This is a genomic window from Bradyrhizobium sp. SZCCHNS1050, from assembly GCF_032484785.1.
Classification (GTDB): Bacteria; Pseudomonadota; Alphaproteobacteria; order Rhizobiales; family Xanthobacteraceae; genus Bradyrhizobium.
In genome coordinates, this window is record NZ_JAUETR010000002.1 from 1,373,084 (window position 1) to 1,386,487 (window position 13,404).

At 65.2% G+C, this 13,404-nt stretch carries 12 protein-coding genes, 2 tRNA genes and 1 pseudogene; 5 read left to right on the forward strand and 10 right to left on the reverse strand.

The features are described 5' to 3' along the window. Positions 1-286 precede the first annotated feature (286 nt). The 4 genes from QX094_RS30680 to QX094_RS30695 form a co-directional block, all read right to left on the reverse strand. Positions 287-1,621 carry an HlyD family type I secretion periplasmic adaptor subunit gene (locus tag QX094_RS30680; protein ID WP_315749499.1) on the reverse strand — a complete coding sequence of 445 codons (1,335 nt, stop codon included), beginning with the start codon at positions 1,619-1,621 and terminating at the stop codon, positions 287-289. A gap of 1 nt (position 1,622) precedes the next feature. Then, positions 1,623-3,806 carry a type I secretion system permease/ATPase gene (locus tag QX094_RS30685; RefSeq protein ID WP_315714635.1) on the reverse strand — a complete coding sequence of 728 codons (2,184 nt, stop codon included), beginning with the start codon at positions 3,804-3,806 and terminating at the stop codon, positions 1,623-1,625. 251 nt (positions 3,807-4,057) lie between these two features. Further along, a complete protein-coding gene (locus tag QX094_RS30690) occupies positions 4,058-5,587 on the reverse strand; it encodes a TolC family outer membrane protein (RefSeq protein WP_316185957.1) in 1,530 nt (509 codons plus the stop codon). A gap of 615 nt (positions 5,588-6,202) precedes the next feature. Then, positions 6,203-6,288 (reverse strand) — tRNA-Tyr (locus QX094_RS30695). A gap of 216 nt (positions 6,289-6,504) precedes the next feature. Here QX094_RS30695 and rlmB point away from each other — a divergent pair. Further along, positions 6,505-7,335, forward strand: coding sequence for a 23S rRNA (guanosine(2251)-2'-O)-methyltransferase RlmB (gene rlmB, locus QX094_RS30700; protein WP_315714637.1), 831 nt, complete (start codon positions 6,505-6,507; stop codon positions 7,333-7,335). A 57-nt stretch (positions 7,336-7,392) separates the two neighbouring features. On the opposite strand, the gene QX094_RS30705 is transcribed toward rlmB, so the two are convergent. Together QX094_RS30705 and QX094_RS30710 are read right to left on the reverse strand one after the other, a co-directional pair. Further along, on the reverse strand, positions 7,393-7,839 hold the full coding sequence (locus tag QX094_RS30705) for a hypothetical protein (RefSeq protein ID WP_315749495.1): 447 nt from the start codon (positions 7,837-7,839) through the stop codon (positions 7,393-7,395). A 57-nt stretch (positions 7,840-7,896) separates the two neighbouring features. Continuing rightward, complete coding sequence (locus QX094_RS30710) at positions 7,897-8,358, reverse strand: hypothetical protein (RefSeq protein ID WP_315714639.1); 462 nt, start codon at positions 8,356-8,358, stop codon at positions 7,897-7,899. Between the two features lie 363 nt (positions 8,359-8,721). Between QX094_RS30710 and QX094_RS30715 the strand changes: the two genes are divergently transcribed. Beyond that, positions 8,722-9,222, forward strand: coding sequence for a hypothetical protein (locus QX094_RS30715; protein ID WP_315749493.1), 501 nt, complete (start codon positions 8,722-8,724; stop codon positions 9,220-9,222). Positions 9,223-9,411: 189 nt separating this feature from the next. Next, positions 9,412-9,486, forward strand: a tRNA-Thr gene (locus QX094_RS30720). 53 nt (positions 9,487-9,539) lie between these two features. On the opposite strand, the gene QX094_RS30725 is transcribed toward QX094_RS30720, so the two are convergent. The 3 genes and pseudogenes from QX094_RS30725 to QX094_RS30735 form a co-directional block, all read right to left on the reverse strand. Beyond that, a complete protein-coding gene (locus QX094_RS30725) occupies positions 9,540-10,136 on the reverse strand; it encodes a DUF2147 domain-containing protein (protein ID WP_315749491.1) in 597 nt (198 codons plus the stop codon). Positions 10,137-10,308: 172 nt separating this feature from the next. Further along, positions 10,309-10,973, reverse strand: a pseudogene (locus QX094_RS30730) (DUF3313 domain-containing protein). Positions 10,974-11,205: 232 nt separating this feature from the next. Further along, positions 11,206-11,793: a TetR/AcrR family transcriptional regulator gene (locus QX094_RS30735; protein ID WP_316185364.1), complete on the reverse strand. Its 588-nt coding sequence runs from the start codon at positions 11,791-11,793 to the stop codon at positions 11,206-11,208. Positions 11,794-12,112: 319 nt separating this feature from the next. Between QX094_RS30735 and QX094_RS30740 the strand changes: the two genes are divergently transcribed. After that, positions 12,113-12,625 (forward strand): hypothetical protein, encoded by a 513-nt coding sequence (locus QX094_RS30740; protein WP_316185362.1) that lies wholly within the window; start codon positions 12,113-12,115, stop codon positions 12,623-12,625. 64 nt (positions 12,626-12,689) lie between these two features. On the opposite strand, the gene QX094_RS30745 is transcribed toward QX094_RS30740, so the two are convergent. Next, complete coding sequence (locus QX094_RS30745) at positions 12,690-12,797, reverse strand: hypothetical protein (protein WP_041750859.1); 108 nt, start codon at positions 12,795-12,797, stop codon at positions 12,690-12,692. A 180-nt stretch (positions 12,798-12,977) separates the two neighbouring features. Between QX094_RS30745 and QX094_RS30750 the strand changes: the two genes are divergently transcribed. Further along, on the forward strand, positions 12,978-13,223 hold the full coding sequence (locus QX094_RS30750) for a hypothetical protein (protein ID WP_315714645.1): 246 nt from the start codon (positions 12,978-12,980) through the stop codon (positions 13,221-13,223). Positions 13,224-13,404: the final 181 nt, after the last annotated feature.

The following is a 13,404-nucleotide window of genomic DNA, read 5'->3' on the forward strand; positions in this document are numbered from 1 at the left end:
TGCTCCGGGGCATCGGCCGACGTCATCGCGTCGATCCCTGTCCCGGTTGTTATCGGATCAGGGATAGGGCCGGCGCTGCTGCGGGCCGGTTAAACCGCGGTGATGTTCGCCGCCAAGCTGCGAACGCGACTAATCACGGCCGACCAAATCGCGTCGCATTTGAACGATTCAGATTTTGGCAACGCTGTCCGCCGCACGGGGCGCCCCGGATGAGCGCAGCGGCATTCTGGGTCACACGCGCTTTCGTGGAGAACCCGGGTTTCGGTGCGCTCGCGCGGACGCCTGCTCAGCGCTCGCGCAGCGCCTCGTCACGCAGCATGCGGGCGGGCTTGACCAGATAGTCCAGCACCGATTTCTTGCCCGTCAGGATCTCCACGGTCGCGACCATGCCGGGGAGGATCGGAAGCGGCTGCTGGGCGGTGCCGAGATGGTTCTTCTCGGTACGCACCATCACGCGATAGAAGGTCTCGCCGCGCTCGTTCTTGTCGCCCTTCTCATCGGTGATCGTGTCGGCACTGATGCGCTCGACGCGCCCGTGCAACGAGCCGTACACAGATGAATCATAGGCGCTGAGCTTGACCACCGCCTCGTGGTTGGGACGGATGAAGGCAATGTCCTGCGGACGGATGCGGCCCTCGACCAGCAGCGTATCGTCGAGCGGCGTGATCTCCATCAGGCTGGCGCCCGGCGCGACCACCGCGCCGATGGTGGTGACGTTGAGCTTGTTGACGATGCCGCGCACCGGCGAGCGCAATTCGGTGCGCCGCACCCGGTCCTGAGCCGACTTGATGTTCTCGTCGAGCACGGCGAGATCACCGCGGGATTTCGCGAGATCGTCTTCGGCCTGCGCGCGGAAGGCGGTGACGATGTTGAGCCGGCGCGAGCGCGCCTCCTGCACCGCCGCCTCGGTCTTCACGATGCTCGCCTGCACCACCGCGAGCTGGCCGCGCATGTCGGTCGCCTGGCGGTCGGCGCGCAGCATCTCGATCTCCGGCACCACCTTCTGGTCGAACAGCTTGCGGGTCAGTCCCAGCTCGCGATTGAGCAGCGCCAGCGTCTCCGAGAAGCGCTTCTCGGTGGCCCTGAGCTCGTCGATCTCCTTGCTCTTCTGCTGTTCCTGCTGCTGCACCACGTCGATGTCCTGCGCGAGCTTGCGTGCATGGGCGTCGAACACCGCGCGCTCGGTCTGCACCGCGCGCGGGGCGTCGGCGACGAGGTCGTCGGGAAACTCGACCGGGCTGCGGCCCTCGGTCTCCGCCGCGAGCCGGATCACCCGGGCCGCCATCGCGCCGCGGCGCTCGCGGATCTCGCCGAACTGCGAGGCGAAATTGGTGTCCTCGATGCGCGCCAGCGGCTGATCCTTCTCGACGATCGCGCCTTCCTGCACCAGGAGGTCGGCGATGATGCCGCCTTCCAGCGACTGCACCACCTGGGTCTGGCGCGACGGCACGACCTTGCCGTTGCCGCGCTTGACCTCGTCGAGCACGGCGAAATGCGCCCAGATCAGGAAGGTGAAGAACAGGCCGAGCGAGGCGAGCAGCAGCATCCGCGCCGTCTTCGGCGTGCGCAGCTCGACGGCAGCCCTGATGTCGTTGGAGAACGCGAAATCGCTGTGCGCCATGTCACCTCGTCCCCTGGACCGGCTTCACCGCGTGGCTCGCGGCCGGCGCCGCCGCGGGCTGCTGCGGACGCAGCATGGTGAGGATCTGCGCGGTCGGCCCGTCGGCGACGATCTTGCCGGAGTCGAATACCAGGATGCGGTCGACCAGCGACAACAACGACGGTCGGTGGGTCGAGACGATGATGGACATCTCGCCTTTGGCCAGCGACTTCAGGCGCTCGAGGAATTCGCCCTCGCTGCGGACGTCGAAATGTGCGGTCGGCTCGTCGAGGAACAGCACGCGCGGCTTGCGGATCAGGACGCGCGCGAGCCCGATCGCCTGCTTCTGCCCGCCCGACAGGCTGCGGCCGCCTTCGGCGATCATCATCTCGTAGCCCTGCGGATGACCGGCGATGAAGGTCTCGACGCCGGCGAGCCGCGCGGCCTCCAGCACCTCCTCATCGGTCGCCGCCGGACGGCCGAGCGTGATGTTGTCGCGCAGCTTGCCGTAGAACAGGTCGGTATCCTGCAGCACGAAGCCGATGCCGGCGCGCAGATCGGCCGGGTCGTATTGCTGGATGTCGATCCCATCGATCAGGATGCTGCCTTCGGTCGGCGGATAGAACGCGGTGGCGAGGCGACCGACCGTGGTCTTGCCCGAGCCGACGCGACCGATGATGCCGATCTTCTCGCCGGGCTTGATGTCGAAGGAGACGTTGTCGAGCGCCTTGGTCTGGCTTCCCGGATAGGAGAAGCTGACGTTCTTGAACTGGATGCGGCCCTGGTTGATCTCGCGCGCGACGTAGATCTTCTCCGGCGGACGCTCACGGTCCAGCGACATCAGCCGGTCGATCGAGCGCAACGCCGACGTCGTCTGGGTGAAGCGCGTCATCAGGCCGGCGATGCCTGCGATCGGACCGAGCACGCGACCCGACAGCATGTTGGCCGCCACCAGCGCGCCGACCGAGAGCTTGCCGTCGAGGATCAGGAACACGCCGACGACGACCAGCAGCAGGCTGCAGAACTGGCTCGCGACGCTCGCCGCTGTCATCGCCATCGAGGCCCAGAACTGGACGTCCTCGCTGGAGCGCGCCTGCGCCGCCACCGAACGCTCCCACACCGTCTGCACCCGGCTCTCGCCGGCCACCGCGCGGACCGTCTCCATCCCGTTGAGCGATTCCACGAGAATGCCGTGACGCGCGGCGGATTGCGCCTGCATCTGCCGCATCGCGCGTTCGAGCGGCCGCTGGATCAGCAGCCCGACGGCGATCATCACCGGCAGCATCAGCAGCGGAATCCAGGCGATGGGACCGGCGATGATGAACAGCACGATGATGAACACGACCGCGAACAGCATGTCGGTCGCCGACACCACGGTGCCGGAGGTGAAGAACTCGCGCACCGAATCGAAGTCGCGGAGCTGATTGGCGAGGATGCCGACCGATGGCGGCCGCTTGTCCATCTTCAGCGACATCACGTGCTCGAAGATGTTCGCGGCGAGCACCACGTCGATCTTCTTTCCGGTCATGTCGATGATGCGGCTGCGCACCACCTTGAGCAGGAAGTCGAATCCGATGGCCAGCATGAGGCCAACGCCGAGTGCGACCAGCGAGGGGATCGCGCCGTTCGGGATCACGCGGTCGTAGACGCTCATCGTGAACAGGGGCGCGGCCAGCGCCAGGATGTTGACGATGAACGCGGCGATCGCGACATGGCCGTAATTGGCGCCGAAGCGGCTGACCACCGACCAGAACCAGTGCGTCTTCGGCACTTCACCGGCTGCCGCCACGCGCGGATCGGCAATTGTGGCGGGCCGCACCAGATAGGCGAAGCCGACATACCGCGCCGCGACCGCCTCGAAGCGCTCGATCGCCGGCTGTTCGCGGCGCGAAGGATCGACGATGGTGAGACGGCCGGCGGCCTCGTCGATCGTCAGCAGGATGCGCGTGGTGCCGTCGTGAAACATCAGCACGCAGGGCAGCACCAGCGCGGGAATATCGCTCAGCGGCCGTTCGACCAGTTGCGCCTCGAGCCCGGCCCGCTGCGCGGCGCGCTCGTAGAGCGCGATGCTGAGCACGCCGCTGTCGAGCGGCAATCCGGACAGCAGCGCGCTGCGGCTCAGGGCGCGGCCGTGATGAGCAGCGAGGTAAAGCAGACTGTCACTGAGAGGATCAGCTGCTGGTGCGGCTGCGCTCATCTGGGGCATCACGTGCGCCGTCTCTTCGAGCTCGAACCTTGTCGGACGAATGTTCAACGACGCCTCGGAATCCATCTGGCCCACCGAGCAACGCGGACCTGCACCCATTGCTTCTTGCTAATAATTTGCCTTAGCCTAATTCTTTGGCCCGCACTTGGCTTTTCTGAGATTTTTACAGGTGTTTCTCGACAAACTCAGCGCAAAGTAAATGCGTATGGTGAAAAGCCGGCGCGACATGCACCGGCTCTTGTTAGTCTCACCTATTTCGGCGCGTGCCCGTTGGGGCTCTGAGCGTATCCGCCGTATTTTCCGGACGCGACGAACAGCGTCGTATCCTCGGGATCGCTCGAGGCCCACCGATCGCCAAAGGTAATCGGCGCGGGATGCTTCGACGTACCGTCATGCAGGCCGAACATCGGCACCGGACCGGCGGAGCTCAGCGGCTGCGGTCCGGGCGCCGGCGCACTCAGCCGAATGGGCGCCAGACTGTAGCCGATGAAGCCGCTCGGCGTGTCCACCGGCTCGGTCTCCGGCGGATGCCCGGTCTTCAGGTAGTTCAGCATCTGGCCCATCGCGGCGAGCAGCTGATAGTCGGCAAACACCACCACACCGCGCGCCGACACCAGCGACACGTTGGCGTTGAAGTACTGGTTCTGGGAGTTCAAGAGATCGATCAGCGTGCGCTGGCCGAGCTCATACTCCTTGTTGTAGGCGACGAACGTGCGGCGGGCCGCTTCGACATCGCGGACAAGAGCTGAGACGCGATCGGCGGTGATGATCCGGGCCGCCCAGGCCTTGTCGATCGACTCCAGCGCGTCGCGCTGCAGACGAGCATGCTTCTGCTGCTCCTGGATCATCCGCTGCGCGGCTTCTTCGCGGCGCCAGCTGTTCTGGCCGCCGTTGAAGATATCCCAGGATGCAACGACCTTGCCGCTGACCTCGTCGTAACGATTGTTGTAGGTGATCGATTCCTTGCCGGTCGTCGCGCGGCCTTCGAGCGAAAGCGTCGGCAGGAAGGTGCCGGTGGTGGCATCGAATCCCCGCTTGGCGGCCGTCACATCCGCCGCGGCAGCGCGCAGGGTCGGATTGAACTTGTAGGCGATGTCGAGCGATTCCGCCTTGTCCCGCGGCATGTCGGACAGCCGGCCGGGGAAACGCAGGTTATAAGGCTCGACGCCGACGACCTTGCGGTACTTCGCGCGCGCCACTTCGAGGCTGAGACGGAATTCCTCGAGCACGGCCTGCGCTGCCGCAACCCGTTCCTCGGCCTGCTGCGTGTCGCCCTCGCCGGCCCGGCCGCCCTGGAAACGGGCCAGCACGTTCTTGCGCAGTTCGAGATGAACCTTGAGGTTCTTCTCGGCCAGAGCGACCAGCCTGGAGTAACGCACCACGTCGACATAGGCTTCGGCGGCATCGAGACCAATCAGTTCGGTTCGCTCCAGCACGCGGTACGCGGCGGCATCGACCCGCGCGGCCTGTCGCCACACTTCATTGATCGAGGAAAAGCCATCGAACAGCAATTGACGGACCACCACGCCGGCCTCGCGGCCGCGCAGGTAGCGGCCATTGTTGCTCGGCGCCGGCGAGACATACTGCTTGAGCATCTCCGGTCCGGCGCTCGCATCGAGCCGGACCTGCGGCAGCAGCGTCCCCTGGGACTGGCGAAGCTCGGCTTCGGTGGCCCGCCGATTGGCGGCGGCCTCTCCGACACCGGGATTGGTCTTCACCGCCTGGTTTATGGCGTCCTGGATGGTGAACGGCTCAGCGCCCAATGCCGGGCTAAAGCTCATTCCCACAACACATATGAAAATGGGTGTATATACGATCTTCAACATAGGGAACCGATAACAAACCCGAGATCGGCTCGCAATGTGACTCGCCACATTTGCGGCGAAAAGCCGCCCGGTTGTGGCAGAATAGCTACGCTCCGCCATATTCCTCAGGGCAAAGATTTCAGAATCTGAAGCGAAATCAACGTCGTGGGGATGACGTGAAGCTGAGGCGGTGATTTAAAGTCAGCTATTTATTTCATAAAGAAAAATCTCGCGTCAGAGAATGTCGAGTTTTTCGTGTTTGTCTTCAATATGGACCGCTCCCGCGGCATTAACTGAGATGTCGTAGCCGGGGCCCTCACCCGAGACGGCGGAACGACAACAGGCGATCAGTCGCCCGCCATCGCCACGCCGGCCCCGCAGATGTCGGAAGCCTGGGTTCTGGCGCGCCGTCACGACAGCCGTGAGCGATCGCCGCCCAGGGATCGAGAACAACGAAGGATCCAATGAAGATCACGACCGGCCGGCAGACCCAGATGCGACCCATATATTTCGACGCATAGTCTGCAGGGAAGCAATGGCCAATGGGGTCCATTGTCCTCGAAAAATCTCGCGGAGCTGAGAGGCAGTGAATGGTGGGGGAGGCAGGACTCGAACCTGCGAAGCCATGAGGCGGCTGATTTACAGTCAGCTCCCTTTGCCACTCGGGACACTCCCCCGTATCGATGGCAATTCGGGCCGGCCGCGGAACAGCAGCGTCGGGACCATCAGCGCCATGGAGACGGTAAGACCGCGGGGCCCGAAGGAGCGGGCGCGCGCGGCCGGGGCCCTTATGATCGAACCCGGCCCTCGAAGTCAACCAAGGGACGACGAATTTTCCCGTCTCAGCGGTGCCAAATTGCCAGAATCCGCAGGCCGTGACAGAAGCTCGGGCCATGAGCGAACGCGATCGAAAGCCCCCTTTTCGCCGTCCGGGCGGTAAATTCTCCGGCAAACCGCGCGGATTCGAGCGCCCCCAGCCGTGGCGGGAGCGCGACCAGGACTCGGATGCCCCCGTCATTCTCTATGGCTGGCACACCGTGACCCTGGCGCTCGCCAATCCGAAGCGGCGGATTCGCAAGCTTTACCTGACCGAGAACGCCGCCAGGCGGCTTGCCGACGAGCGGATCGAGACGCGGGTGACGCCCGAGATCGTGCGCCCCAGCCAGATCGACCAGCGGCTCGGTCCGGACGCCGTGCACCAGGGCCTGTTGGCGGAGGCCGAGCCCCTGCCCTCGCCGGACATCGACACGCTCGCGGCCGAGGGACTGATCCTGGTGCTCGACCAGATCACCGACCCGCACAATGTCGGCGCAATCTTGCGCTCGGCAGCGGCGTTCGGCGTAAAGGCAATCGTGACCACCGCCCGCCACAGTCCGGAGGCCACCGGTGTACTGGCCAAGTCCGCATCGGGCGCCCTGGAGCTGGTGCCGATCATCACGGTGCAGAACCTCGCACGCGCGCTGACGCGGCTGAACGAGCGCGGCTTTCAGACGGTGGGGCTGGACAGCGCGGGCGAGGAGGACATCGCGGCGGTCGCCTTGCGCGAGCCGCTCGCACTGGTGCTGGGCGCCGAGGGCAAGGGCCTGCGGCAATTGACGCGCGAGACCTGCAGCGTCGTGGCGCGGCTCGACATGCCCGGCGCGATCAAGAGCCTCAACGTCTCCAATGCCGCCGTGCTCGCGCTCTATATCGGCGCGAGCCGGCTCGGCTTGATGTCAAAATGACGAAACGCCCGCGCGCATGAGGCGCACGGGCGTTGGCGCGAACGAACGTCCGTCTGATCAGTAATAGCGGCGCAGCACGCGCTGCCCGTGATAATACGGCGAAGCGCCCCAGCGATAGGCGTGGCGGCGGTGATGATAGCTGTAGACCGGAAGCGCCTGCTCTTCATAGGCAGGATACGGCGCGAAGGCGCCAGGACCGCTGTAGGTCGGGCCCTGGTTGACATAGTAATACTGCCGGGTCGGCTCGGGCAGCCGCTCATAGCTCGCGCCGCAGGCGCCGCAGCCATGGCCGTAGGTGTAGGTGTAGCCGGGCTGATAGAAATATTGCGGCCGATACGTCACCGTGGGCTGGTACGTCACGGTCGGCTGATAGGTGACCTGCGGCGCGCACGGCGCGGCGTAGCCGCAAGGGCCGCAGGCGGTGGCGCCGCAGGCCGCGGCCGGCGCGCTGCCGGCGACGGCGAGGCCGGCAATGGCGACAAGTCCTGAAACTACTCCACGCATAACTCTCTCCTGTTGATCTGTTCTTGCTTGGTCTGGCTGTCGATGGTGAGTTGCTGGCTAGCGGCGGTAGGCCGGCGGCCGATTGGGATAGCCGCGAGGATCACCATCGGGCGGAGCCAGGATGACGGCAGGCGGATACATCGGCACCGCCGGCTCCGGCGGCTGCATCTGGGATTGGGCGCCCCACGAGCGGGAATAGCTCTCGGCCGGCTTCGGCAGCTTGCGATCGGCCGGCGGCTCGATCTCCATCCGGCCATAGCCGGGCCTTGCTCCGAGGGTTGGATAGTAATGGCCAACATATGGCTCGGGCTCGACCGGCCGGCCGCCATAGATCGTCGGCTGCATGTAGTTGCCCCTGCCAAGACCGTACTGGCCTTCGACGACGGCGTAGGACGCATCGATGCCGTTGATGACGACGGGCACGCCGGGCCGCTGCGGAATGACGATCTCGAAGCCTTCGCTGGCGAGCGCGGCGGAAGACGCTCCAATCAGAATCACAAGAGCCGTTGTAGTACGCATGAATTCACGCCCCGGTTGCCATCCTACCAATACCGCAACGCGCGCCCCGATGGGTTAAACGCGCACATCAATCTGCTGGTAAGACTAACGCGGGAGCCACCATTCCGGGTTAAAGCCCGGGTGGGGTTCGAGTGCGAGGGTTAATGGCTGATCATCAGCCGATGAGCGACAATATTGCCAGCATCAACCCCGCTGCCCTGTCCGCAAGACTAACAGCCTTCGGGTCGGAGCAAGCCGGACCGCAACCGCGGCTCCGGCCTCCGAAGGCACTGGGCCTCATGTCGTTCCAAAACATTCCCGTCGCGGCGGGAACGACGGGGCCGGCTTGCGCTTAGCAGGTGGGGCGCAACGATGGAGTATTCCATGACACGATTTGCTATTCTCGGGGCTGCGGTACTCGCAACGGCGCTCGCCGGCCCGGCCATGGCGCGCGACGTGCACCACCGGCATATGAACCACCAGCAGGAAGGAATGATGCAGCACCGGCACATGGCCCGCCAGGACGGGGCCATGATGCAGCAGCGCACCGATACCGGATGGAACAACAACGGCTGGGATCGCCGCAACAGCGATCGCCGCAACAGCGGCTTCTGGCCGGCTGACGTCGCCGCTGGAGCGGTCGGCACCGCTGCCGGCATCGCAGGCGCAGCCATCGGAACCGCCGGCGCCATCGCGACCGCGCCGTTCCGCACCGCGGATGCCTATGCGTACAGTCCCGGCCCCTCTTACGGCCAACCGAGCTATGATCGCGGCCCGAACGGCTATTATGGCGACTGGAACAGTTACGCGACCCGCAACGGCCTGGTCTGCCGCCCCGGCACCATGTTCAAGGGCAGCGACGGGCTGATGCACATCTGCCAGTAAAGATCGAGCCGGAGCGGCTTCGACGATCGGCTCCGACAGGGGCGGCCCAACGGCCGCCCTTTTTGCTGGGCTGATGGCAGAAGCGGCGCTCACGCGGGGAGTAGCCGGACTGCATCAACTCTGGTAGGAACACCGCGCTTCGCGAGACCTCGTCGCAAACTGACGACGAGATCTCCGCCACCAGCATTCGCCGGCTTAGCTCAGCGGTAGAGCAGCGGTTTTGTAAACCGAAGGTCGGGGGTTCAATCCCCTCAGCCGGCACCAGCTTCCGTGAAGTTGGGATTTGCTGCGGCAATGGCTGTCACCGGCTTTAGGCGTCAATTCGCCCTCGTCCTGACCGCGGGTCTGGCGATGCCGGTCGCCGACGGCGGCCTGGGCGCAGTCCACTCTGGATCCGGCAACGGCCCGCCGCCCTCGCCGGTCGCTCCGATGAGTTGGCCGGGCACCTGATCCGTGACCAGCACCCAGCCTTGCGTCGCGCAGAACAGCCCGAGCAGACAGCCCTTGACCGCCAGCATCTTCGGGCCCTCGCGCCAGATCGAGACGGCATAGGTCTTGCCGTCCTCGGCGTTGTAGACCTCGCCGCTGTGGCGGCCGTCGGCGTTCAGCTTCAGGCCGAGCAGCATCTGGTGGCCCAGCAGCAGACGGCCGCGCCTGGCCGGATCGGGATTCAGCCGGTCGCGGAACGGCTGCCCCTTGGCATCCGCCGTCTCCTTCATCCACACGATGTAGCCGCAGACGCGGTCGGCCATCGCGCCACAGCGCTCGACGCGGACGCGGGCGCGGCCGTCCTCGGTCAACCATGTGCCGAACGGATCGCCGACGGGAGCGGCGTGACCGCGGCCCTCCGCCATCGACAGCAGCAGGCCGACGACGATGCGTAAGCCGACGCGCAGAACGAATCTCAATGTCATGTCCAGGGACCTCACTGTCTCCATGGCCTCGAGCCACGCGCTCGTACGGCCGGGTCGACGTCGCCGCTGACTGCCCGAGATCTGGCCGTGCCCTCGATGCCAAAGCGCGCACACGAAGGCGCCCCGATGCGGGGCCATCTGCCCGCGCGACGCGATCGTTCGCACGGCCCGCTCACTGGAGCTGCGCGACCAGGGCCTCGGCGCCCTTGTCGATTCCGGCCTCGGCGGCCGCGAGCGCACCAACGCTGGCCTTGATGTCGTAGGGCGAGGGATATTGCTTGCTGACGAAGGCGCTCAGCAGTCGCCCGCTCGCGGCATCGAAGATCTCGGCCGCGTAGAATACCGAGCCGGTCAGCAGTCCCTCACCGTCGCGTGCACTCTGCACGCCGTTGTAGAGGGCTCCCGCGAGATCGAAGCGCGAGGCGGTGCCGAGCACCGGCGTGTTGGCGACGGCGCCGGTCAGGGTGAGCCGCACGCGCAGCGTATTCGGCCCGCGCTGATGGACGATCTGGAAGCGCGCCGAGAGACTTTCCAGGAAACGCCGCTGCATGTAGGCGGGCGAGCGCAGCCTTGTCCCGGTCGGACATGTCGCCGAACTGATGATCCGCGCCGCGATAGATCAATCACGACCGGATCGAGCGTCACCTTGTCGTAGCTGCGCCAGTCGGTGGCAGTCCCGTAGCGGTAAGGCACCCGGCCCGATGGATCGGATGTGTTGGGCGCCAGATAGCGCGCCGACGCCACCCCGGAATAGGCCACCGGCGTCACCGTGTTGCATCCGGCACAGAGGCTCGCGGCGATCGCCGCGAAGCCAGACATCGGAAATCGACTCCTCATCCCCCTCCTCCACGATTGCGGCGCCGTTGCCAGCGCGTCCACATGGCCACCTAAATAAACCGACCAGACGGTTTGTAAATAGAGATCGAATGAAAAGAATTGTTCCATACGTCGAGGCGGTCGGCAGGGGACCTCCAGGAGGCATCGGCGGACGGAAGTCGGACGGCAAGCCAGCCCGACTTCGCTCAGATCGAACCGTCCAATGATGGAGATGGCGCCGAGCTCGAGCGTGTCATCGCTCCCCGGTCGTCCCGGCCTGCCGGAATGCAGTCCATTGTTGGTCGTCGAGCAGGCGGGCAAACAGACGGTCCAGGTCCGGCTGCTCCAGCGGCGAGACGCGCAGCATCGTCATCAAGGCAAGCCCACGTGCCGCCGCCCATCGCAGGACCGCGAGATCAGCGTCATCGGCCTCGCCGCGGATCTCGGCTACTCTCTCGGCATCCTTGGCACGGGCATCGGCCAGCAATCCCGGCTCCTGGGCGAGCGCCCCGAGCATGGCCTGAGCCACCGAATATTGCTGGGCGATCAGCTCCCGCGAGATCGCAATCTGCGTCGCGAGTTCGGGCTGATCAGCCGCTTTGCCGGCTCCAGCCCTGTACCTGCTGGCGAATTCGTCGAAATGCAGGAATTGCTGTTCCAGCAGAGCCTTGAGCACCGCTTCCTTGTTGGGAAACTGGTGCATCAGGCCGCCCTTGCTCAGCCCGCTCTCGCGGGCGATGGCGTCGAGCGTCAGCCGCCCCGGACCATCGCGGGCGATGATGGCGAGGGCGGCGGTGAGCGCGGCCTTGCGCGACCGCTCGGAGCGTGAAGGGTTGTCCATCGAAGTCTGCGAAGTGCCCGGACGGTGCACGAAGGTTGCGAGCAGATGATGCCCCTAAGACCGGGGCGGCTCGGCCATAGGGGCGAGCCGCGCTCCTCTGTCAAGAAGAGCTCCGGAAAAACGCCGCTTAGGAACCATCTGTGCGGGATTGGATTTCCGGTATCGCCTTTCGCGGGTGGGGGACGAAACGAGTTCAGACTGTGGCAACATTGTTGTCACATCTCACCTAGAACTCCTGCTTATCCCCAGAAGTCACTGGTCTTCAACTTGATTTCGTCAGCCGCTTTTGTTGCAATTGAGGCATCGGGGGACAAGCGTCATGACGTGGAAGGAAGAGCGTGATGCGCTGATCGCGCAGACCATGGCCTTCGTGCAGTCTGTGACCGGCAAGCCGGCCGACTTCGCCCAGTTCGAGCTGCCTACCGTTCCGGCCGGCACCCCCATCACACCGCAGCAGGCCGTGGCCGGTCGCCCGACGCACGCCGCTGTCGAGCACGTGATCGGCAACACCATTGAAACCGAGGCACGTCGCGGCGGCAACGTGCAAGTCGCAATCCCCAATGCCGTGGGGGAGCCTGCAAGGCCGAGAGCGCCCGACGCCATTGCGTCCGAGGCTTCGTTCGCCGCCCCGAGCCCGGTCCCTGCGGAGCGTTTCACCAGCATCGCCTCGCAGCTCGATCTCCAGCGCGACATGCAGGCGGAGATTCGCGCCCGCGTCGCGCGCTTCCGGGCCCATCAGGAGCGCTTCAATCGGGAGCGTCAGGAATATTTCAGCGCGACACTCGCGCGCCTGAAAGCATCGGCCGGACGGAGCGCCCTCCCTGAGGACTAAAGGCGACCGCGCCGAGGATCTATGGCCGAGGGTACACAAACATATCCGCAATCGCCGCGCCGGCTCACAGCCAGGCGCACAGCAGCGCCACATTGGCGACGAAGGCGAGCAGCAACCCAAAGGCGAGCGTCAGCTGGATCCGCCCGCAGAAGATGTGGAGATCGGTTCCCATGGGCTTAACCATCTGGCGATTCTAGCCCCGGAGTCCCACGGATTCTTTTTTCAAAAATTTAGGACTCGTTTACGACTCGGCCGCCCGAAAAGGCCCCTTTCCTGCCCCAGGCGCGCCAGTGTCTCGCTGCACGTGCCGTTCATTCTCGGTTCATCCTTCGCTTCTCTGGAGCTGTTTGGAATGCCCTACGCGCTGTTTTGCAACGACGCCAAGTTGAGCAAGGCCTATCCGACCGAGGGAGATGTCTGGCGGCTGGCGCGGCAGAGCGGGCTGGTGGTGGACGTGATGATCAATGCGCGATCGACCGCGCATCTGCAGCTCGACAATGATTACGAGATCCGGCCCTGCGCCGCCGAGCCCGAGGAAGATCCCTGGCAGAACCGTGCCGAAGCCGAGCAGGAGTTCAACATCCCGTTCGCATCCTGAGCGGCTGCGGCGGAAGCGCGCCGCGGGTGATACTTCTCGGGTGATACTTATAGTCTCTAGTCTCTGTGCGCTGCTGTCCCCGAGCCTCGGCGTGCCTAGACGGAAGCCGCCGGCAGAAGACATTCACGTCTTCATGCCAGTCCGGTCCCGCGGACGACTTGCCTTCATCAAGGATTTTTCG